This window comes from Bacillus sp. KNSH39, from assembly GCF_052656585.1.
On the sequence record NZ_JBQXYO010000001.1, the window covers coordinates 3,763,072 to 3,785,499 of the forward strand.

General features: G+C 35.3%; 20 protein-coding genes and 1 riboswitch. Of the genes, 4 read left to right on the top strand and 16 right to left on the bottom strand.

Annotated elements, in window-relative coordinates; translation table 11 throughout:
- Window positions 1-6: 6 nt before the first annotated feature.
- Window positions 7-984: a LacI family DNA-binding transcriptional regulator gene (locus tag ACUL40_RS19230; RefSeq protein WP_000181976.1), complete on the bottom strand. Its 978-nt coding sequence runs from the start codon at window positions 982-984 to the stop codon at window positions 7-9.
- Between the two features lie 97 nt (window positions 985-1,081).
- Between ACUL40_RS19230 and ACUL40_RS19235 the strand changes: the two genes are divergently transcribed.
- A complete protein-coding gene (locus ACUL40_RS19235; protein WP_065381848.1) occupies window positions 1,082-1,708 on the top strand; it encodes a YczE/YyaS/YitT family protein in 627 nt (208 codons plus the stop codon).
- Window positions 1,709-1,738: 30 nt separating this feature from the next.
- On the opposite strand, the gene ACUL40_RS19240 is transcribed toward ACUL40_RS19235, so the two are convergent.
- From ACUL40_RS19240 to ACUL40_RS19250, 3 genes are all read right to left on the bottom strand, one after another.
- The gene (locus ACUL40_RS19240) at window positions 1,739-3,034 is read right to left on the bottom strand and encodes a homoserine dehydrogenase (protein WP_000659109.1); all 1,296 of its coding nucleotides are present in this window, start codon (window positions 3,032-3,034) and stop codon (window positions 1,739-1,741) included.
- A gap of 141 nt (window positions 3,035-3,175) precedes the next feature.
- Entirely contained in the window at window positions 3,176-4,081 is a 906-nt protein-coding gene (metA, locus tag ACUL40_RS19245) for a homoserine O-acetyltransferase MetA (RefSeq protein ID WP_065381849.1), read from the bottom strand.
- Window positions 4,065-5,363 (bottom strand): bifunctional O-acetylhomoserine aminocarboxypropyltransferase/cysteine synthase, encoded by a 1,299-nt coding sequence (locus ACUL40_RS19250; RefSeq protein WP_000504780.1) that lies wholly within the window; start codon window positions 5,361-5,363, stop codon window positions 4,065-4,067. Before ACUL40_RS19250 ends, metA begins: the two co-directional genes overlap by 17 nt.
- 92 nt (window positions 5,364-5,455) lie before the next feature.
- Window positions 5,456-5,560: riboswitch (SAM riboswitch) on the bottom strand.
- A gap of 321 nt (window positions 5,561-5,881) precedes the next feature.
- Here ACUL40_RS19250 and ACUL40_RS19255 point away from each other — a divergent pair.
- Complete coding sequence (locus tag ACUL40_RS19255; protein WP_119684156.1) at window positions 5,882-7,111, top strand: chloride channel protein; 1,230 nt, start codon at window positions 5,882-5,884, stop codon at window positions 7,109-7,111.
- Between the two features lie 45 nt (window positions 7,112-7,156).
- On the opposite strand, the gene ACUL40_RS19260 is transcribed toward ACUL40_RS19255, so the two are convergent.
- A complete protein-coding gene (locus ACUL40_RS19260) occupies window positions 7,157-7,852 on the bottom strand; it encodes a YjjG family noncanonical pyrimidine nucleotidase (RefSeq protein ID WP_000760196.1) in 696 nt (231 codons plus the stop codon).
- A 107-nt stretch (window positions 7,853-7,959) separates the two neighbouring features.
- Here ACUL40_RS19260 and ACUL40_RS19265 point away from each other — a divergent pair, with 107 nt between their 5' ends.
- Entirely contained in the window at window positions 7,960-8,631 is a 672-nt protein-coding gene (locus ACUL40_RS19265) for a transcriptional regulator YeiL (protein WP_000703327.1), read from the top strand.
- 61 nt (window positions 8,632-8,692) lie between these two features.
- Here ACUL40_RS19265 and ACUL40_RS19270 read toward each other — a convergent pair whose 3' ends face one another.
- The 3 genes from ACUL40_RS19270 to ACUL40_RS19280 all read right to left on the bottom strand — a co-directional run bounded on the left by ACUL40_RS19270 (window position 8,693) and on the right by ACUL40_RS19280 (window position 11,750).
- Complete coding sequence (locus tag ACUL40_RS19270) at window positions 8,693-9,319, bottom strand: FMN-dependent NADH-azoreductase (protein WP_233935698.1); 627 nt, start codon at window positions 9,317-9,319, stop codon at window positions 8,693-8,695.
- A 191-nt stretch (window positions 9,320-9,510) separates the two neighbouring features.
- A complete protein-coding gene (locus ACUL40_RS19275; protein WP_000695801.1) occupies window positions 9,511-10,158 on the bottom strand; it encodes a response regulator in 648 nt (215 codons plus the stop codon).
- 20 nt (window positions 10,159-10,178) lie between these two features.
- The gene (locus ACUL40_RS19280) at window positions 10,179-11,750 is read right to left on the bottom strand and encodes a GAF domain-containing sensor histidine kinase (RefSeq protein ID WP_000488138.1); all 1,572 of its coding nucleotides are present in this window, start codon (window positions 11,748-11,750) and stop codon (window positions 10,179-10,181) included.
- 134 nt (window positions 11,751-11,884) lie between these two features.
- On the opposite strand from ACUL40_RS19280, the gene pdxK reads away from it, so the two are divergent.
- Window positions 11,885-12,709 (top strand): pyridoxine/pyridoxal/pyridoxamine kinase, encoded by an 825-nt coding sequence (gene pdxK, locus ACUL40_RS19285; RefSeq protein WP_000174252.1) that lies wholly within the window; start codon window positions 11,885-11,887, stop codon window positions 12,707-12,709.
- A gap of 85 nt (window positions 12,710-12,794) precedes the next feature.
- Here pdxK and ACUL40_RS19290 read toward each other — a convergent pair whose 3' ends face one another.
- The 8 genes from ACUL40_RS19290 to ACUL40_RS19325 form a co-directional block, all read right to left on the bottom strand.
- Complete coding sequence (locus ACUL40_RS19290; protein WP_017657620.1) at window positions 12,795-13,853, bottom strand: GGDEF domain-containing protein; 1,059 nt, start codon at window positions 13,851-13,853, stop codon at window positions 12,795-12,797.
- A 145-nt stretch (window positions 13,854-13,998) separates the two neighbouring features.
- Window positions 13,999-14,202 carry a YbdD/YjiX family protein gene (locus ACUL40_RS19295; protein WP_000914503.1) on the bottom strand — a complete coding sequence of 68 codons (204 nt, stop codon included), beginning with the start codon at window positions 14,200-14,202 and terminating at the stop codon, window positions 13,999-14,001.
- Window positions 14,195-16,270 carry a carbon starvation protein CstA gene (cstA, locus tag ACUL40_RS19300; protein ID WP_000854314.1) on the bottom strand — a complete coding sequence of 692 codons (2,076 nt, stop codon included), beginning with the start codon at window positions 16,268-16,270 and terminating at the stop codon, window positions 14,195-14,197. The genes ACUL40_RS19295 and cstA overlap by 8 nt, the downstream gene beginning before the upstream one ends.
- A 122-nt stretch (window positions 16,271-16,392) precedes the next feature.
- Complete coding sequence (locus ACUL40_RS19305; protein ID WP_000698256.1) at window positions 16,393-17,109, bottom strand: LytR/AlgR family response regulator transcription factor; 717 nt, start codon at window positions 17,107-17,109, stop codon at window positions 16,393-16,395.
- 218 nt (window positions 17,110-17,327) lie between these two features.
- Window positions 17,328-18,527, bottom strand: a complete 1,200-nt coding sequence (locus tag ACUL40_RS19310; RefSeq protein ID WP_000521077.1) for an MFS transporter — start codon at window positions 18,525-18,527, stop codon at window positions 17,328-17,330.
- A 214-nt stretch (window positions 18,528-18,741) separates the two neighbouring features.
- Window positions 18,742-19,482 carry a WecB/TagA/CpsF family glycosyltransferase gene (locus ACUL40_RS19315; protein WP_000290748.1) on the bottom strand — a complete coding sequence of 247 codons (741 nt, stop codon included), beginning with the start codon at window positions 19,480-19,482 and terminating at the stop codon, window positions 18,742-18,744.
- Between the two features lie 21 nt (window positions 19,483-19,503).
- Window positions 19,504-20,613: a glycosyltransferase family 4 protein gene (locus tag ACUL40_RS19320; RefSeq protein WP_001221227.1), complete on the bottom strand. Its 1,110-nt coding sequence runs from the start codon at window positions 20,611-20,613 to the stop codon at window positions 19,504-19,506.
- A gap of 95 nt (window positions 20,614-20,708) precedes the next feature.
- On the bottom strand, window positions 20,709-22,181 hold the full coding sequence (locus tag ACUL40_RS19325) for an O-antigen ligase family protein (protein ID WP_063246329.1): 1,473 nt from the start codon (window positions 22,179-22,181) through the stop codon (window positions 20,709-20,711).
- Between the last annotated feature and the right edge of the window lie 247 nt (window positions 22,182-22,428).

Consider the following 22,428-nt stretch of genomic DNA (forward strand, 5'->3'; position numbering starts at 1 on the left):
TCTCAATTATGTCGTTTCTCTATCTACTAACTCTGGTAATAACTCTATATGCTTCACATCTAATTTCTCTTCATTAATCTTTTCATATAATAATTCAAACGCTTTCACTCCAACGTTTTTACTAGAATGCGAAATCGTCGTTATACCCAATATATCTGCCACCTCTTGATCATCACACCCGATAATCGTAATATCCTCTGGAATACGAACTCCTTGTTTTTTTGCTTCTGTAACCATCCCCGCTGCAATATGGTTACAAGATACAAGGAACGCCGTCGGTTTTACTGACATATGAGCCCATTCTCTAATTACATTGCGTCCATCTTCCACTGTAAAACATCCCTCAAATTTCCAGGTCTCTAACGGTGTTACGATACTCTGTTGAAGCGAATCTTCGTACGCCTTCTTTCGTCTTTGGCTATTAACGCTATTACTTCTTCCAATACAATATCCAATACGTGTATGACCGGCATCTATTAAGCTTTTCATCCCACGTGAAAATACTTTGTAGTAATCGATATGGACACTTGAAATATACTTCGAATCTATTTCTTCACACATAACAATCGGACCGAATTTCGTATATTCTTCAAGCTTCTCCTTACTATTTGTCCGAGAACAAATAATAACCCCATCAAGCTTTTTCATTTTTAACATATTCAAAATTTCTAGTTCTCTTTCTTCGCTATAATTCGTCTGGCAAAGCATCATATTATAATTATTCTTTGCTGTCTCTTTTGATATCCCCTCGATAATAGCGCTATAATATTGATCATTTACGTGTGGCAATAAAACGCCAATTACATTCGTTTTTCCTTTCACTAAATGAATTGCATTCACGTTTTGCGTGTAATTTAATTCTTCTATAATCGCTAAAATTTCTTTTCGTTTCTGTTCATTTACGTACGGATGATTATTTAGTACACGTGAAACAGTTGAAACAGATACTCCAGCAAGTTCAGCAATCTTTCTTATATTTGTCATCTCATTTTCCCCTTCTCACAAAAATTCTTCCTTGACCTGGTAAGCTTTCCACAATATATCCTTTCCTAGCAAATACATTTAGAAAGGATATACAACTATGCTTCGATTCAAATTAGAATATATATTTTTCATTGGCGGTTTACTCATTCTTGCCATCGGTATTAATATGATGACGACAATTACTTCCTTTGGACTTAGCCCTTATGATTCCTTCTTTATTGCACTATATCAAAATTTTGGGATAAGTATTGGTTTTTGGATTTTCATGATTAACTTTGCCTTTACACTTATCGTACTCTTTTGGAATGGAAAACAAATTACAATCGGTACAATTGTAACGATGGTTCTTATTTCTCTTTTTGTTGATTGGATTGGTTCCATTACAACTATTATGGACGCTATCCGCTCTCTTCCAAAATATATAACACTTATTTGCGGAAATCTATTCGTTGGAGCTGGAATTGGTCTTTACGTCTCTACAAACCTTTGTGCAGCGCCTCAAGAAGCTTTCGTTTTAACGGTTGCCGAGAAGAAAAAATGGACGTTTAGAAGAACAGAGATTTCATTAGCCTTTTTATTTTTAACGTTAAGCTTTTTATTAGATGGACCTATCTATTTTGGAACAATCATCTTATCCTTTACAACAGGCTGGATTATCCAAGCATTTATTCAAGTTGGTACGCAGATTTTAAATAGAAAAGAGCCTATTAAGCAAGCTGCTTAATAGGCTCTTTCTGTTTTATGGTAAGAGATACTACTTAGCATCCCCTTCAATTCGATAGTTCGCTTTCAAACAATCTATTTCTTCATACCCTTGCAACGTATGTAGAATATAATCATAATCAGCAAGAGACGCACGATGCGTTACAATTACAATTTCAGCCTTTCCTTTCTCTTCAAGCGGCATTTGAATAATTTTCTCAAAGCTAACTCCGCGCTCAGAGAACAATGAAGTAATTTTTGCAAATACACCAATTTCGTCTTTTACATGCAGTCTTAAAAACTTTTTCACGACAATTTCGTCTGGCTCTTTTAATACTTTTTGATATTGTGGGACTACAGCACTATTTCCTGTTACCCCTAATCTAATATTTTGCATTACAGCAACTAAATCCGAAACAACAGCTGTCGCTGTCGGTAAACTTCCTGCGCCTGGTCCATAAAACATCGTTTCTCCAACTGCTTCACCGTACACATACACAGCGTTATATTCATTTTGTACTGCCGCAAGAGGATGTGTATTTGGAAGTAAAGTTGGTTCAACTGTAACCTCCAATTTTTCACCATCTCGTTTTGCAAGACCGATTAATTTAATTGTATAACCTAAGCTCTTACTGTATTCAATATCTTCCTCTGTGATAGAGGTAATCCCTTTTACTTTCACATCTCCAAGCTCTACATTTGTAGAGAAACCGAGGGTAGCTAAAATCGTCATTTTTCTTGCTGCATCTAAACCTTCTACATCTGATGTTGGATCTGCTTCTGCAAATCCAAGTTGTTGGGCTTCTTTTAACACGTCGTTATATGCTCTCCCTTCGTCTGACATTTTCGTCAAAATAAAATTTGTTGTTCCATTTACAATTCCCATTACTTTCGTAATAAGATCTGAAGAAAGTCCTTCTACGATACTGCGTAAAATTGGAATTCCCCCTGCCACACTCGCCTCATAGAATAAATCAGCCTTATTATCTTTTGCTGTCGCTAATAATTCAGCTCCATGTAATGCCATTAAGTCTTTATTTGCAGTTACAACATGCTTTCCGCTTTTTAAAGCTTGTAAAATATATGATTTTGCATCATCAATGCCACCCATCACTTCAATGACAACATCAATATTTGGATTATCTAAAATTTCATTTGCATCTTGTGTTAATAGAGTAGAAGGTACCTCTACCTCTCTCTCTTTCTCAATGTTTTGCACTAATACTTTCGTTACCTTCACTGGACAACCTACTTGGTGTATGAGTCGTTCTTGATGATCCGTAATAATACGAACCACACCACTGCCAACTGTCCCAAGACCTAATAACCCAACTTGAATTTCTTTCATAGTACTGTCCACCCCTCAAAAATTGTGTTTAGATGAAATTATATGAGTAAAAAATCTGAAAAACAATGTATTTTGAACATTCGGAAAAATAAAGGTTAATCTTTACAAGGAAAACGTTGCCACGTGTTACACAATCTTTCTTTACAATATATAAGGGGTTTCTTGATACACGTAATAATTCAACCAATTAGAAAACAATAAATTACCATGACTCCTCCACCTAACAAGCGGCTTTTCATCTGGATTATTATGTTTAAAATAGTTTTTTGGCACATCAATATTTAATCCCTTGTCACGATCTCGTTCGTATTCTTGTTTTAACGTCTCACAACTATATTCGCTATGTCCAAGAGCAAACACTTGCCTTCCTTCTGGCCCAATAACAAGGTGAACACCTGCTTCTTCAGAGTTTGCTAACAATGTTAATTCTTTCACTCCTCTAATATCATTCTCTCGTACTTCTGTATGACGAGAATGCGGAGCAAAAAACAATTCATCAAATCCTTGTAATAATTTCACATGTTGCTCGCAAACTTCATGTTCAAATACACCAAACATTTTTTCCTTAAGGGGATACTTTGGAACACCATAATGATAGTACAAGCCAGCCTGTGCCCCCCAGCAAATATGGAGCGTAGATGTTACATTCGTTTTTGAATACTCCATAATATGTTTAAGCTCTTCCCAATAATCTACCTCTTCAAAAGCAAGGGTCTCCACTGGCGCTCCTGTAATAATGAGCCCATCAAACTTTTCATTTTCAATATCACGAAACGTTTTATAAAAGCTTGTTAAATGTTCTTGCGTTACATTACGCGATAGATGTGATTCCATATGAAGCAAATGAACATCTAATTGTAACGGTGTGTTTCCAATTAAGCGAAGTAATTGCGCCTCTGTGTCTTGCTTCGTCGGCATTAAATTTAATATAGCAATTTTTAAAGCACGTATATCTTGTGTTTCTGCCCGCTCCTTCGTCATTACAAAAATATTTTCTTTTTGCAACACTTTGCGAGCCGGTAAATCTTTATCAATTATGATCGGCATGTGTTTTGCCTCCAACTAGAGCTGCTTCCAAATCTGCAATAATATCAGAAACATCTTCTATACCAACCGATAAACGAATTAAATCAGATGTAACACCCGCTAAACGCTGATCTTCAGCATTTAATTGTCTATGCGTCGTACTAGCAGGATGTATAACGCAAGTTCGTGCATCAGCTACGTGCGTTACAAGAGTTGCTAGTTTTACATTTGCGATAAATTCTTTTGCTGCTTCTAATCCGCCTTTAATACCGAAAGTTAAAACACCACTAGCACCTTTTTTCAAGTACTGTTGTGCTAATGAGTAATTTTCATTACTATCTAAGCCTGGATAATTCACCCATTCAATACGTTCATGATTAGCAAGCCACTTAGCAACTGCAAGAGCATTTTCACTATGACGTTCCATTCGTAAATGCAATGTTTCTAAGCCAATATTGCTAATATATGCATTGAATGGGCTCATACAATTTCCATAATCTCTTAATAGCTGAACACGTGCTTTCACAATATACGCTGCTGCACCAAAGTTTTGAACGTAACTTACACCGTGATAACTTGGATCTGGTTCAACAAGCTCAGGATACTTTCCATTTGTCCAATCAAAGTTTCCACCGTCAATTACAATACCGCCTAAAGAGCTCGCATGCCCATCGATATACTTCGTCGTAGAATGAACAATAATATTTGCCCCATGTTCAAATGCCTGGCATAAATAAGGAGTTGCTAATGTATTATCAACGATAAAAGGTACCTCTAATTCTTTAGCGGCAGCTGAAAATTCTTTAAAATTTAAAACATTCATCGCTGGATTTCCTAACGATTCTGCATAGATAAGTTTCGTCTTGTCATTAGCAAGCGCCGTGATTTCATCTGCCGTTAAATTTGGATTAAAGAACGTAACATCAATGCCAAGCTTACGTAAACTCACCCCAAATAAATTAAACGTTCCCCCGTAAACAGTTGAAGAGCAAAGTAAATGGTCTCCACTACTACAAATATTTAAAACTGCGAGCATAATAGCTGCTTGCCCAGAAGCCGTTGCAACAGCTCCTACACCGCCTTCTAAATCTGATAATTTCTGCTCAAATGCTGCTAGAGTAGGGTTTCCAATACGTGTATAAATATATCCTTCTGCCTCTAAGTTAAATAGAGCTGCTAAATCATCCGAAGTATCGTATTTATACGTTGTGCTTTGATAAAGTGGTAAAACACGTGGTTCACCATTCTTTGGCGTATAGCCACCTTGCACACAAATTGTTCCTTTTCCCCATGATTCTCCCATCTCTCATTCTCCTTTCTTTTATACAAAATAAAAAACTGCCCCTTTCCTGAAAACAAGAAAGGAGCAGTTTGAAAACACGCTCTAAAGGCTCTTTCTTATCTCTCAGGATTACTACCTGCAGGATTTGGCACAATTCCGTTATACGGCTGTTGCCAAGGTTTCATCGGGCCTGTCCCTCCACCTTTTCTTGATAAGACTATGCAATTACCGTTGATTTTATAGCAATAATTTCCTAATGTCAAACAGTTTTTCTGAATGTTCTAAAATAAATGTTAACAGTTTCATATAAAGCAACAAAAGAAATATATTCTAATCTATTTCAAAAAAGACCTTTAAAAACCTCAAATCAGTCTATAAAATTAAATAAGTAATTTAACCTATAAATTCAAATTCCCCAAAAGTTAGCCTATATGTTGAATAGGCCATCTTCTCAAAAAGATACTATATATATTCAATCCATTTTTCACTAGTATATTTCACTTTTTTCCCTACTAAGATTTACATAACGGAGGTATAACATGACAAATAAAAAAGATATGCATTACATACTTGCTCTATATGGCATTCTTCTAGGATCTATAGTAGGAGCTACAGTCTGGTTATTTTTAGTCACAATAAATATTGGAATCCACTTTATTTGGGGATACTTGCCTGAAGTTCTCTCTTTTCCCTCTTATTACACCCTTTGCGTAACAATAATTGGCGGGGTCCTTGTTGGTCTATCACAAAAACATTTCGGTACATACCCACGCCTTATGCCTGAAGTAATGGCTGAATATAAAAAAACTGGTCGAATCGAATATCGCTTTGTCCATCGGGCTACTTTAACAGCGATTATTGTTTTAATTTTCGGTGCTAGTCTTGGTCCAGAAGCCGCACTAGTTGGAATTATAGGCGGACTGTGCACATGGGTAGGGGATCGCTTTAAATTTGCCTTAAAGAGTATGAATGAGCTAACCGAGATCGGAATTGGCGCTACTTTAAGTGTCATTTTTAACGCACCATTATTCGGTTATTTAGCACCAAATGAAAATGAGGGGGAAGAAATTGCTGCTTTTTCTAAAGGAAAAAAGGCGATTGTATACTTAGCTACTACTTTCGCAGGTTTTTCTGTTTATTTACTACTGAGTAAACTTGATAATCGTGGATCCTTTATTGTTGATTTCGGGGAAGGTACACTTTCTTTCAATGAATGGATTGCATTTCTTCCACTTGCTAGTATCGGTGCTATAGTTGGTTTCTTTTATTTCAAGTTAGAATTCACATTAGAAAAGTTAATTCACCCTTTTAGAGAATACAAGCTGACACTCGGAATTATCGGTGGTATTTTATTAGGAATTGCGGGAACCTTTCTTCCGTACACATTATTTTCAGGGGAACATCAATTAAAAGAATTAGTTGTTGAATGGAGCCATTTATCTTTTTGGATACTACTTCTTTCAGGGATTTTAAAGTTGTGCATTACTGCCGTTTGTTTGAACACAGGGTGGCGAGGTGGACATATCTTCCCAATTATATTTTCTGGGTCAAGTATCGGATACGCTGTAGCATCTATTCTTCCTATAGATCCAGTAGCATCTGTTGCCATCGTAACAACAGCAATTTCAAGCTATGCGTTACGAAAGCCAATAGCTATAACATTACTATTACTTATGTTTTTCCCGCTTAATTTACTATTGCCCATGCTTGGTGCAGCTGCTATCGGGAATGCCTTTCCACTCCCAAAACATAACGAAAATAAAAATTAATAAAAATAGGCAGTGGGGACGAAAGCTCCACTGCCTATTTTTTTATTACACATGCTGCTTCAATAATGCTTCTAACTCCTCAAAATTATGCACTTCATATGTCGGTATAATCCCACTATCATTTAATTTCCTTTCTGGATTAAACCAACAAGTATCAATTCCCGCTACATATCCACCTTTAATATCAGCGCTTAATGAATCACCAATAATCAGCCCTTCTTCAGGTGCAAAGTTAGGAATCCGTTCAAAAACATAATCAAAATACTCTTTCATCGGTTTTTGAAAACCCGTATCTTCCGAAACAAAGACATCTTTAAATAATGAATGTAACCCTGCATTGCGCAAACGTTTATCTTGCGTCTTAGAAACACCATTTGTCACTATATACAATTCATACTCCCCTTGAATTTGATTTATAAATTCAAATGCACCTTGCATGAGTTGATTTCCTTCTTCTAAGTAGTTACGATAATTATTTTCGAATAATATTCCATTTACTTCTTCTCCATACTCTTTAAACAACAGAGAGAATCGTGTATTTACAACTTCATTGCGTGATAGTTCACCTTTTTCAAAAGCATCCCAAAGACCTTTATTTATTTTTTTATAACGAGCCTCTATCTCGTCTGTTAAAGGGATTCCCTTCTCTTCAAAAAGTACCCGTAAAGCCACTTTTTCAGCCTTTTGGAAGTCTAGTAATGTATCATCTACATCAAATAACAATGTTTTATATTTTTTCATAAATTCATCACACTCTCTTTTCTACAAAAACAAATTTACATAAATCGTATCATTCCTTCTTGTAAAGATAATAGGAGATATCTCATACTATACATAGGGGTGAAAATATGAAAATCAGCAAAAATGAGGAAGAAATTTATCAATACATGCGAATCCATCAATTCCATACCCTATTTTCATTTCATGTCTTGCCATATGTAGAGCTGCATTCTTTTCAAACGAAAGAGATGATATGTAGTGAAGGAAATGCTCTCCCTTATCTCTATTACTTAATTTCTGGGAGAGCCAAAATATATATGAGTCATAAAAACGGGAAGGTTTCATTAATTAATTTTATTCAAGCACCATCTTTTATCGGGGAATTAGGATTAATAGGGGTAGAAAATATTACTAAGTCCGTTGAAGTACTAGAAGATTGTGTGTGTTTGGCACTTCCTCTTAAAGATTGTCAGCAACTTTTATTACAAGATGCAACGTTTTTACAGCACTTATGTAAATTTATTGGAGAAAAGACAATTACTCGCACTGAAAATTACGCAAAAAACTATAGTTATCCTTTTGAAAATCGATTAGCTGCTTTTATTTTATTAACAGAGCAAAATAATTGTTATATAGAAAAGCATACCGAGGCCTCGGAATATTTAAATGTCAGCTACCGTCATCTTTTATATGTATTAAATCAGTTTTGCCAACAAAATTATTTAAGAAAAGAAGGCCGAACATATTATATACAAGATCGAAATACATTAGAAAAGCTTGCTGATGAACTAAAAATATAAAAAAACAGCATTAACATATAAACGTTAATGCTGTTTTTTCGAGTGACGAGTATCATTTTAATTAAAATTTACTTGCTACTTTAGCTGCTTCTTCAAGACCTGCAGCGATGATTTCTTCTGCTTTATCTGGGAATTGGTTATGCCCTTCAATAACTACTGTTTCCATGTTTGTTGCGCCGAAGAAGCCCATCATACTTGCTACATATTTAACAGCCATTTCTACCTCAGCTGCTGGCCCTTCTGAATATACGCCGCCTCGTGCATTTAATAATGCAATCTTCTTATCTCCGATTAGGCCAACTGGACCCTCTGGCGTATATTTGAACGTTTTACCAGCACGGTTTAAATAATCAATATATGTGTGCAATACTGCTGGAATCGTTAAGTTCCATAATGGGAAGCCGAAAACAACTTTATCAGCTTCTAGGAATTGATTTAAATACTTATCAGCAACTGCTACTGCTTTTGCTTCTTCTTCTGTTAAATCAAATCCTTTACCTACCTTGAATGTACCATTGATCATGTCTACGCCTACGTATGGTAATTCTTCTTTATATAAATCAAGTTCTACTATTGTATCATTTGGGTTTGCTTCTTTATAGTTTGCTAAAAATGCCTCATATAATTTTACACTAACTGCTTGTTCCGCTGGACGGTTATTTGCTTTAACGAATAAAACTGTTGCCATTATTTATTCCTCCTAGTACTCACTCTTATGTTGTTATATGCTTTCAAAAAAGGTATCCCTTGTAATTGTTGTTTTGTTGCTTACAAACATATTTTATCTTTATATAAAGACAATTTCGTCCTCACATAGACGTATTTTTCCATAAAAAAAGTCCACCTTCTAAAGGCGAACTTGGTCTTACGACTTTCGTCTTATACAATTCCATTTTTAACTGCATATAATGCCGCTTGCGTACGATCAGATAAATTCAACTTACTCAAAATACTACTTACATGCGCCTTAACCGTCTTTTCTGTAATAACTAAAACAGATGCAATTTCCTTATTGCTCATCCCTTTCGCTAATAGCTGCAATACTTCATTTTCTCTCGCTGTTAGCACATCCACTTGAATAGAAGATTCTTCTTCCTTTTCTTCTACAGGTAATGTTTGAGAGAGAAGAGCATTTGCTATATCCGGATGTAATTGAATATTACCTTTATATGCGCTTCGAATAGCCTCAACAAGCTGATCTGGTTCTACATCTTTTAAAATATACCCACTTGCTCCAGCCCTTAATGCAGGTAACACATGCGCCTGATCAGAAAAGCTAGTTAATACAATTACTTTCACATTTGGATACTCTTTTTTTATATATGCCGTCGCCTCAACACCATCCATTTCAGGCATATATAAATCCATTAATATAACATCGGGATTTGTTTCTCCTACTTTCACTAACGCTTCTTTCCCATTATTCGCTTCTCCAACTAACTCTAAATCTTCCTGTGTACTTAAGAAAAATGCTAATCCTTTTAAAACGACTGTATGATCATCAACTAACAATACTTTTATTTTCACAAACTTCCCTCATTTTCACATCATAATGGTACATTTACTTTTACGCTCGTTCGTTTATTACTACTTACAATTTTAATTGTTCCACCAACTAATTCTACTCTTTCACGCATCGTAGTCATACCTAGTGATTTCTTTTCTTTTATATTCTTTTCCACAAAGCCCTTTCCTTGATCAACTATTTCTAATGATACATTTTTCTCATTCACTGTAAAATAAATCGTCGCTTCTTTTACACCTGCATGCTTACTTACATTGTTCAGTGCTTCTTGGCCTATGCGCCACAAAGCTTCTTCTACTACACGAGGTAAATCACGAACACCCGTAACTTGCTCCCTAATTTTCAGTCCCAAATTTTCACCGTACTGCTTTAGAGCTGGCAATAATCCTTTTTCTAATCCTGCCGGACGAAGCTGCCAAATTAATGTCCTCATTTCTTTCAAAGCTCCTTGCGCAAGTTCACGCATCTCATGCAAAGATTGATCTACCTTTTCATTTTTACCTTTTAAAACTGCCTCGGCGCCTTTTGTCATGAAGGTTAATGAAAATAATTTTTGCGAAACAGAATCATGTAAATCTCTTGCTAACCGATTTCTTTCTTCCATTCGTACAAGTTCACGGCGCTGCTCGTTTAACCTCAAATTCTCTATTATTAACGAAACATGGTTCGATAATGCTTGAATTACATCTATTGTATTAGCATCAAACTCTCCATTATTCAAACTAACACATAAAACACCAAATATATGGTTTTGAATATGTATTGGTGTAGCAATAACAGCTCGATTTAGATGTACATTATGTCCTATTTGATGTTTTATTAGAACTGGTTCATCTTGTTCTAACGCCTTCTTGGCCGCCTCTTTTACATCCTCTTGTAACTCTTCCTGAACGTAAGACGCTCGCAGAGATAATTCTTTTTCCTCCCTAATAAAAAGCGCTACTTGATTCCATTGAAATACTTCACCTACGTGATTTACCACCTTTTCAGGTAGTACATTAAACTTATGAATCATTTTTAAATCTTGAATGAAACGCTCTAATTTCACATAATAATGTGCTCTTCTCTTTTCATTTTCATATAATTTTGTTCGCTTTAAAGCCGTACCAATTTGGAAGGCAACCGATTGGAGTAATACTAATTCTTCTTCTGAAAAATGTGTTTTACCCGGACTTGCAACATTTAACACCCCAAATTTTTCTCCCCCAGCTTTTAAAGGAACCGTAGCATGATGAAGAATGCCCTCCGTATCCCCCCAATTATATTCAATTGCATTATTAATTCTTTTACATTCAATAATATTAACGGCTCTCTCTAATTTTCCATCTACAAAACCTCGTAAACACCAACATTCACCTTCGCACATCGGGCGTTTATTTTCATATGTAAGTGCCTCTGGTAATTGATAATCAATTAACTTCGTATACTTCCCATTTTCATCCGCAAGAAAAATCCATCCTGTCGTTAAACCTGTTACACTTAGCAATTTCTCGAGGACAGCTTGCAATACATGATATGTATCATTTGATGTATTTAATGTTTCTGCAATTTCCTTTAATATAACTAATTCATTCGTACGATTATCTCGAAACATACTCATTCTCCTGCATACAAGATTTTAAATAGCTCTTAAAATAAATCATCTACTTTTCACTTTGTACTTATTCGTAACATTGATATAATGGTGAAAACATAGTTTTCATTATATCACTCGAGGGGGCTTTCATAATGACATTAAATAAAGCACTTACTATCGCTGGTTCTGACACAAGTGGCGGTGCTGGTATACAAGCAGATTTAAAAACATTCCAAGAACTGGGCGTATACGGAATGACATCTCTTACAACAATCGTAACGATGGATCCACATAACGGTTGGGCACATAACGTATTTCCAATCCCAGCTTCTACATTAAAACCACAATTAGAAACAACAATTGAAGGTGTTGGCGTAGACGCTTTAAAAACAGGTATGCTTGGATCAGTAGAAATTATTGAAATGGTTGCAGAAACAATCGAAAAGCACAATTTCAAAAATGTAGTAGTTGACCCTGTTATGGTATGTAAAGGTGCAGATGAAGCATTACACCCTGAAACGAACGATTGCTTACGTGACGTTCTTGTGCCAAAGGCATTAGTTGTAACGCCAAACTTATTTGAAGCTTACCAATTAAGCGGTGTGAAAATTAATTCTCTTGAGGACATGAAAGAAGCAGCGAAGAAAATCCACGCTTTAGGTGCCAAATACGTACTAATTAAAGGCGGAAGCAAACTTGGTACGGAAACTGCAATCGACGTCCTATATGATGGAGAAACATTCGATCTTTTAGAATCAGAAAAAATTGATACTACAAATACACACGGCGCAGGTTGCACATATTCTGCTGCAATTACAGCAGAACTTGCAAAAGGAAAACCTGTGAAAGAAGCAGTAAAAACTGCTAAAGAATTCATCACAGCTGCTATTCGTTACTCATTCAAAATTAACGAATACGTAGGTCCAACTCACCATGGTGCATATCGTAAATTCGTTGTATCAAAAGAACTTGTCTAATATATAAATAAAAACACTCACAAGGTTCATACATTGCCTCTGTGAGTGTTTTTTATAAGCTTTATGTCTTCCGGTCATCTTATCTTTAAGATGCAGAGCTGACCTTATTTCTACCATTTCGTTTCGAGTAGTATAACGCATCATCCGCCGCTTGAATAAATTGCTCTGATGCCCCTTCATACTCTGAAACCCCTACCGAAACTGTAATTTTTATTTTTGTTCCATCTAACAATTCAAATGAATGTTTTTCAACAGCTATACGAGTTTGTTCCCCAACATGAATTCCATAAACCATTCCTTTCCTTGGTATCAAAAGCGCAAACTCCTCTCCACCCTTTCGAAAAACCAAATCCGGAAATGCTGACATTTCTCGCAAAATATGCCCTACTTGTTTTAACACTTCGTCTCCCGCTGGGTGCCCATACGTATCATTTACATGCTTAAAATGGTCAATATCTATAAGTAGTAAACAAAGTGAATCGTTTTTCAAGTGTTTATTACTAATATGACGATTCATCTCTAAATCAAACTGCCTTACGTTTCCTAGACCTGTCAATGCATCTATCGTTGCGTATTGCTTCATCGTTTGAAATAGCTCATTGGATTGTAAAACATAATTTGCACTTATGAATGTTATGTAACCTGTAATAATACTAGAAATTAAATATAATCCCACTATGTGGATCTCTTTAATTAACCATATATATAACGCTGGGATTAGAATAGATAAAATATATGCGTGTAACCATACCCACTTTTCCCCTAAAGAAAGCTTCATACGCGAAATAAAGATACTCCCTATTCCTATCGCAATGATTGTATAAAAGGCCACTTGAGAAGCTAATGAATAATCCATAAACAACAGTCTAGTTACTAAAATCATAATAATTGTTATGGTACTCGCTATCGGCCCTCCAATAATAACAGCTAGAATAACAGCTAAGTAGCGTAAATCCAATAGGATGGTACCAACACGAACACCGAAATACATTAGTAATATACCTAGTATCCCAGTAAAAATGCCTACTACACATTTCTGCCCAAAAGAGAATCCTTCTTTTAACGGCTTATCTCTTAAAAGCTGACCTCCAACAAAAATAAAGGAAAGAATAATTGTTGTATTTACAAATAAGTCCCTTAACATAAAATGATCTCCTTACTTTTCTATCTATCCCTTTCCTTACTTTATTGTATACGAAATCCCTATAATTCCCAAAGTTTTTATTTATTTTTTGCTGTTCCACGTGAAACAGCAAAAAATAAAAAGGGCGAAAACTCGCCCTTTTTCATTAACAACAGCGTGATATTTTTCCGCCCTTTGCGTTAAATCTTGCTTCTTGTGCCTCAGCAAAAAATTGCTTTTGACATAAAACCTCTTCTTCAGGATGATGCTTTTTCATATGCTCCACATATACTTCATAACTTGGTACCCCAACGAGCAAACTAATAAAGCGCTTCCTTTCCCCCCATACTTGCCACAGCTTTTTAAGCATAGTTCCTCGACTCACTTTCATCTCTAGGAATATATGGTGCCTCTTTTAACGGCATTGGCTTATTTCTTAATACTTGTATCCAAATTCGAAGTGCTGAAATTAACACAGCGATTACAACTATCATAAAAATCCCACAAAGCGCTGCATCAATATAATCATTGAAAATAATTTGCTTCATTTGAGCGACATTTTTAGCTGGCGCTAACACTTTTCCCTCATCTAATGCTCTCTGAAATACCTTTGCATGCGATAGAAATCCAATTTTAGGATTTTCATGAAATAGCTTTTGATACCCCGCCGTCATTGTTACAATCAGCAACCCGACAGTTGGAATAAGTGTTACCCAAACGTACGCCTTTTTTCCCATTTTGAACAAAATTGTCGTTCCAAGTAATAATGCAATACCTGCTAGCATTTGATTTGCAATACCGAAAAGTGGCCATAATGTATTAATTCCACCGAGCGGATCTATTACCCCTTGGTATAAGAAATATCCCCACCCTAATACACATAATGTTGTAGCGATTACATTTGCTAATGTAGAATCCGTTTTCCCAAATGGCTTATATACATGCCCTAAAATATCTTGAATCATAAATCGGCCGACACGCGTTCCGGCATCAATCGTTGTTAAAATAAATAGGGCTTCAAAGAGAATCGCAAAATGATACCAAAATGCCATCATGGCCGTTCCACCTATTACTTGTGAGAAAATATATGCCATACCTATCGCTAATGTTGGCGCACCACCTGTACGTGATAAAATCGTTTGCTCTCCAACATTTACAGCGAGATCTTTTAGTTCATTTGGTGTAATAGCAAATCCCCATGAGGAAATAACTTGAGCTGCCTGCGAGACATCTGTACCGATAAGTGCTGCGGGACTATTAATTGCAAAATACGTTCCCGGTGTTAATACACAAGCTGCAATCATCGCCATCGCTGCTACAAACGACTCCATTAACATTGCTCCATAACCGATTGGCTGTGCGTGTCCCTCTTGCTCAATCATCTTCGGCGTCGTACCTGATGAAACAAGAGCATGGAATCCAGACACTGCACCACAAGCAATAGTAATAAATAAGAAAGGGAATAGGTTTCCAGAGAACACAGGACCAGTTCCATCAATAAATTTCGAAACTGCTGGCATTTGTAAATCTGGTGCTACAATTAAGATACCGATTGCTAACCCTACAATTGTTCCGACTTTTAAAAATGTACTTAAATAATCACGTGGTGCTAAAAGCATCCAAACTGGTAATGCAGATGCAATAAATCCATATACAATAAGCATAATAGCAATTGTTTCACCACTAAATGTGAACATACTTGCAAGTGTTGGATTTTCTGCTACATACTGTCCTCCAACAAGAGATAAAATAAGTAGGATAATACCAATTACTGATCCTTCTCCAACACGACCAGGCCTAATATAGCGCATATAAACTCCCATTAAAATAGCGATAGGAATCGTTGCTGCTATCGTAAACATTCCCCAAGGACTTCCGATTAGTGCCTTTACTACGACCAACGCTAATACTGCTAATAAAATAATCATAATTCCTAAAATACCTATCATTGCAATTAGTCCTGTAACAGGTCCAATCTCATCTTTAATCATTTCTCCTAACGATTTACCATTACGTCTCATTGAAGCAAATAAAATAACAAAATCTTGGACAGCCCCCGCAACAACTACCCCAACAATAATCCAAATGGTCCCTGGTAAATACCCCATTTGTGCCGCTAAAATCGGTCCTACTAAAGGTCCCGCTCCAGCAATCGCTGCAAAGTGATGTCCAAACAATACCCACTTATTTGTTGGAACATAGTCTTTCCCATCATTTAATGTATGGGCTGGTGTTTGCCGATTATCATCTAAATTAAAAACCTTTCTCGCTATAAATCTACTATAAAAGCGATAAGCAACTGCATATACACATACGGCAGCTACTAAGAGCCATACAGCATTAATGGTTTCACCTTGTGATAAAGCTATTACCCCAAAAGCACCTGCTCCTACTGCTGTAATAACGCCCCAAAGTAAGATCGATTTCAATGTCTTCACATACAATTCCCCCAATACTATTTCTTAGTGGAGATTGTACTAAATTTTCTGAATATTTAACTTGAATCCTCCCTATCATGAAGGATTTTCAGTTTATCATGTTAAAATACTCTCATTATCTACTATAATTCAATGTTATTTCGAAGGCGTTTTACATAATTACGACTGACTGGAATCGGTTGCTCATCATACCTATCTAAATACAAATTATACGTGCCATTATAATAAGGTTTCAGTTCTTTTACATATGACATATTAATTAAATAGCTTTTATGTACACGTAAAAAATCATATGCATTTAGCTTATTTTCTAATTCCTGAAGTGTATATGTTGAAATATACTGATTATTCGTTGTGTAAATTGAAACAGTTTTATTTTCTTTATTTTTACTTACATATACGATATCTTCTGGAAGAATATATCGTATGCCCTCTTGACTTTCTATCGGTAGTTTTCGCAAATAACTCTTTGCTTTCTCACCTTGTTCTTTACCTATTTTATATAAAAGAAATTGTAAATCTTCTTCACGAAATGGTCGCAATAAATAATAAAATGCTTGAAAACGAAAAGCTGTAATAGATTCTTCTATGTTTTCACCTACAAAAATAAATTTTGTATAGCAATTTATTTCTCGTAATAAACTTGCATATTCAAAACCAGTACCATCTAGTAATTTGGAACTTAAAAAAACAAAGTCTGGTATATGTTTTTTCATCATAAATAAAGATTCTGTTCCTGTCTTTGCTTCAAAACATTCTACATTTCTCATATTTTCAGTGAAATTTTCAGCTAACTCTCTTCTCTCTTCTGCCTCTTCCATAATCAGTAAAATTTTCATTTCTTCAACCACCTAATTCTTTGTCCATATGTCCTGTTGTATACATTCGCTTTTATAAGAAATAATCCCTTTTTCTTACTATACCATTATTTATCTAAAAAAACAGAAAAAAGGAAACCACTTCGGTTTCCTCTCCCCCTTTATCCCGTACTAACTGCCTATAAAGAGACAAGTAGTGTAGGATGATAAACGATCCAGGATACGTTTAAATTTTCACTTTATACTAATTCTCGTTGCTTCGTTTCCTGTCCAAGTATTATTACAGCGAATACACCAATTAAAATTGATCCACAGAAAATCGTAAATATTAATGATAGTGAAGCTTCTGAGGCAACTAAATATCCCACTAATAGTGGCCCAAGGATACCACCGATACGACCAAATGCTGCTGCCATCCCTGCACCTGTACCACGAATAACCGTTGGATACTGCTCAGGTGTATAGGCGTATAATGCTCCCCAAGCACCTAAGTTAAAGAAGGATAGTAGCATACCTGCCACAATTAATACTGTTAATGAATCCGCAACCCCAAACAAATAAGCACTGCAAGCTGTCCCAATTAAATACGTAACCAAAACAAATTTACGACCGAGACGTTCAATAAACCAAGCAGCGGTGAAATATCCTGGAAGTTGAGCTAATGTCATAATAAGTACGTATTGGAAACTTTTTATTAAACTAAATCCTTTTAGCACCATTACACTCGGTAACCAAAGGAACATTCCATAATAGGAAAAGACAACACAAAACCATAGAATCCATAGCATAATTGTTGCTTTACGATATTCCCCAGACCAAACTGATTTTATATTTTCAATAACAGATGGCCTTTTTTCAACTTTTTGGAACCTTGGGGAATCCGGTAAATTCCATCTTAAATATAAAGCATATAGTGCTGGAACTGCACTCAATACCATCGCAACTTCCCAACCATATTTAGGAATAACAAAATACGAGATAAGAGCTGCAATTAGCCATCCACCTGCCCAAAAACTTTCTAATAACACAACAATTTTCCCACGCTCATGCGCTTCAACACTCTCTGATACTAGTGTAGAGGCAACTGGAAGCTCTCCGCCAAGCCCCATACCAATTAAAAAGCGTAAAACGAGAAACATTGCAAGTGTTGTTGTTAATGCGGTTAAACCACTACCGATAGAAAATAACAATAATGTAATAATAAAGACTGATTTCCGCCCTATTTTATCTGATAGTATCCCAAAAATAAGCGCTCCTACTGCCATACCGATTGAGTTAATACTGCCTATCCAGCCCATTTCTTGCGTACTTAATCCCCAATCCTTTTGCAAGGCTACCATTACAAATGAAAGCATTCCAACATCCATTGCATCAAATAGCCATCCAAGCCCAGCTATACCAAGTAGTTTGCGCTTCGAAATTTCTTTTACCTTGCCCACTAGAAGTCCTCCTCACACAGGTGTCTTTACACATCATTTTACATGTGTGAATTGTATAAGTAAAATACTTTTGTGTAAAAAATTCTCCTTCATCATTCCCAAAAAGTAAAACGTCTATCCCGATTGGTGAGAGCTAATAATCAGTGGGGATGCCTCACTAATTAAAGTTTCAATTTATTAAAAATGAACAAATAAAAAAAGCAGCGATATTTCGCTACTTTTTCGAACGCATTACTTCTTTTAAAAATTCCGCTAATACTAACTGACGACGCCAGCGTGTTGGATTACTGCATAATCTATAAAACCACTCTAAATGAATCGCTTGAATCCATTTTGGTGCACGTTTTACCTCTCCAGCCCATACGTCTAAACTTCCACCCACTCCAACAGCCATTTTCGTTTCTAAACGATGCTTATTGTTTTGGATAAAGTTCTCTTGTCTCGGGAAACCAAGTGCAACAAGTAATAAATCTGGTTTTGCTTCTTGAATGCGAGAAATAATATTCTCTTCGTCTTCTTGTTTAAAATAACCATCTTGTATACCGGCGATGGATACAGCTGAATATGTCTTTGTTAAATGATCTGCTGCAGCTTGTACAACATGCGGCTTTGCACCTAATAAGAAAACAGATACCGGCTTACTATCTTCTGATAACTTCGCAAGTAAATTACACATTAAATCAAAACCTGCTACACGTTCTTTTAAAGGTGTACCAAGCATCCCGCTTGCCTTTACAACCCCAATACCATCAGGTGTAATTAAATCTGTATTCAATAATGTTTGATAGAACTTTTCATCCTTTTTTGCGCACATAACAATTTCAGGGTTTGCTGTTACTACCTGAAACGTATGGGTTCGCTCCGCTTCTAGTTGTTCTTTTAAATATTGGACCGTTTCATCCATTGTCATTGTAGAAAAAGGAACGCCTAGAATATCAACTGTTTGTACTGCCATAGTTAACTATCCTCTCTATCATTACAAGTTTTTCGCTATTAATTGCTTATATGTTTCCTTTGTATCTTCATATAGTTTTTGAAGTGAGAAGTTCATAGTAGCATGCTCATAAATATGTTTACCCATTGCTGCTAACTCTCCAGTTTTCCACTTATCATACGCTTCTTCTAAAGCTAATGCCAATGCCTTTCCATCACCTGTTGGCACAATCCATCCGTAAGTTTCATCTACGATTAATGGTTCAATTTCTCCAGCCCTAGTCACAATTGATGGTACGCGTTGATTTGCCGCTTCTAATAAAACTAGTGGGAACCCTTCACTATGGGAAGTTAATAAATTTACATGTGACGACGCAAATAATTGTTTTACATCTTGACGATGTCCTAAAAACTCTACTTTATCGTTAATCCCTTTTTCAGTAGCTAATGACTTTAGATTTTCTTCTAATGGGCCATCGCCAACTAATAATACTTTAATTTTCTCTAATTTTGTTTGTTGTAACGCATCGAATAAAACTTCATGTCCTTTGACAGGATGTAATCGTGCTACTTGGATTGCCGTAAATACATCTTCATCAATATTGAACATTTCTTTTTTATTATAACCTTCTGCTTTTTCCTTATCGTATTCAATTCCATTATAAATAACATGCATCTTTTCATTTGAAATACCTAATGCTGCCAGGCTTTTTTTCAATCTATTCGTTACAACGAAAAATAAGTCTATATTTTTTAAGGCTTTCAAATTTAATTTCGTAAAAATCCAACCTTTTAAGCCCTGTTTAGTAAAGTCTTGAAACGGATCACTATGAATAGTCGTTACCCATTTTGCCTTTATTCTCTTTTTCATTAAAGAAACATAGAAATTAGCCCTGGGGCCATGTGTATGAACTACATCAAATTTTTCTTTATTAATAAATTCACTTATATTCTTTAAAATGGATAAATCATAGCGCGATTTTTGTGAAAACACATGGACTTTTATCCCTAACTCCCTTGCTTCCTTCGCAACAATTCCATCTTCAAATACTGCTAATTCTACTTCACCAGTTGGAAACTGATCGAGAAGTGAAATAATATGTGTTTTCCCTCCCCCATCTTCTGCTCCTGCATTCATATGCAATATTCTCATATTTTTTCCTCCTTTAAATCCTCGCTACGTTTCCATCTATTTTTATTTTACTGTACTAAAAAATAAAAGCTAACAAAAGTTAGCTTTTATTTTTATCATTCAATTTCTAGGTCTACTATTAGATAAGCTAACACCACTACAAAGTAAATTCCAACTCCTGGTGCTGTTAAAATATGTCCTGCAATATAAGCAATACCTAACGCTAACAATAAGCTTGCTGAAATCATTCCATATTTTATATTAAATATGTCCTTAAATCTCGTAGCAAATGCTAGTAGAATTCTTAGCCCGTAATAAATAAATGGAATCATTAGTAATACAAAGCCAATAATTCCGAAATCATAAAACCAATCATGGAAGTCCATTTCAATTAGTTTTGGATCTGGCTGCTTTTGTTCATTGTATTTAAAGTTACCTGCATAACCCATTCCTAATAACTTTTGTGACATTGGCGCTTCTTTAAAGAACTGCTTATGTCTTTCTTCATATACTTGACGTCCACTGAAAATAAGGTTTTCTTGATTTTCTTTCTTTTGTTCTTTCTCAAGTTCTTTCTTAACTTCTACTTCTATCTTCGCTTTTTCTTCTGGCTTTTCAACTTTATGGTGATTTTCTTCTTTTTCTTTAAGTTCTTGTTCTTTTTTCAGCTTCTCTTTAATTTCTTGTTCTTTTTGATCTTGTTGTGCTACATTTTGCTCTGTTAAATAGTTATTGTGAATACCCATATTTTGCGCTAATGGTGTTTGTTTAAACGACCCAACTACACCGGCTAATAGGATAATAGCAATTACTGCGTTAAGTGCAAGAGATTTTTTGTTCGGGTTTTTTCTATCAAATAATAATTGTAGTACAATGATTCCGATTGCTGCCGCTAACGTAACACCAATTGAGCCCATTCCTACTTTCGTACCAACTTGAATTAAAGAGTAAATCATTAAAAGTGATGGAATCCAATATAAAATATGTTTCCAGCTCTTTGTTTTTTGAATAGAATATAGTACCACAATAGGGAAAATAATAGCTAAGATTGAACCTAGTTCATTCCCTGCATAGAACCAACCTCGAGAACCAACCTTCATCCATTCATAACTACCAAAGTCAGTAGATGTTGAAATAGAAATAACCATAATTGCATTAATGATTAATGTAGAATATACAATACTATTTCGAACCTTATCACTAATATTAACTGTCTTTTTCAATGATTTTAAAGCTAAAATGTATGATCCCAGCATAATATATATATATAATGCTTTCGCAACGAATTTAACTTCTTCACTAAGTACAATAGGATCCTTAACTATTTTGTTATTAATAAATCCTACCCCTAAAACTCCGGCTAATAATATAAGGTAAATTAAAAACTTTCTATTTTCCTTCTCTTTTGCCTGAATTAAAATGTAAATACCACCAACAGCCATAATAAGGAATCTTACTAAAATCCCAACGGTAGCATTTGACTTTAATAAAGTGATGCTAAGAGACGTTAATAAATCTAAAACAGGCTGTAAAATAATAAAAAAGAGCAAAAAATGCTCAAATCTAACCCTAGCTTGATTTGCTAACATTCCAAGACCTCCATACAAAATCTTAACATTATCTTTTAATCATAATTTATTATCGTTAAAACACACCTAGCAATTATAACATAACTCATATTTAAATTGAGAACTATTTTTATACCGAAACTAGCCACTCCACCTTAAGTAATAATAGAAAATATTATCCTTTAGCTATCCTTCCCTATCTCTATAAAAACTATCTAACACCCTTTCACTTATTATCAGCATTATAGTAACATTTATTAATCCTTGT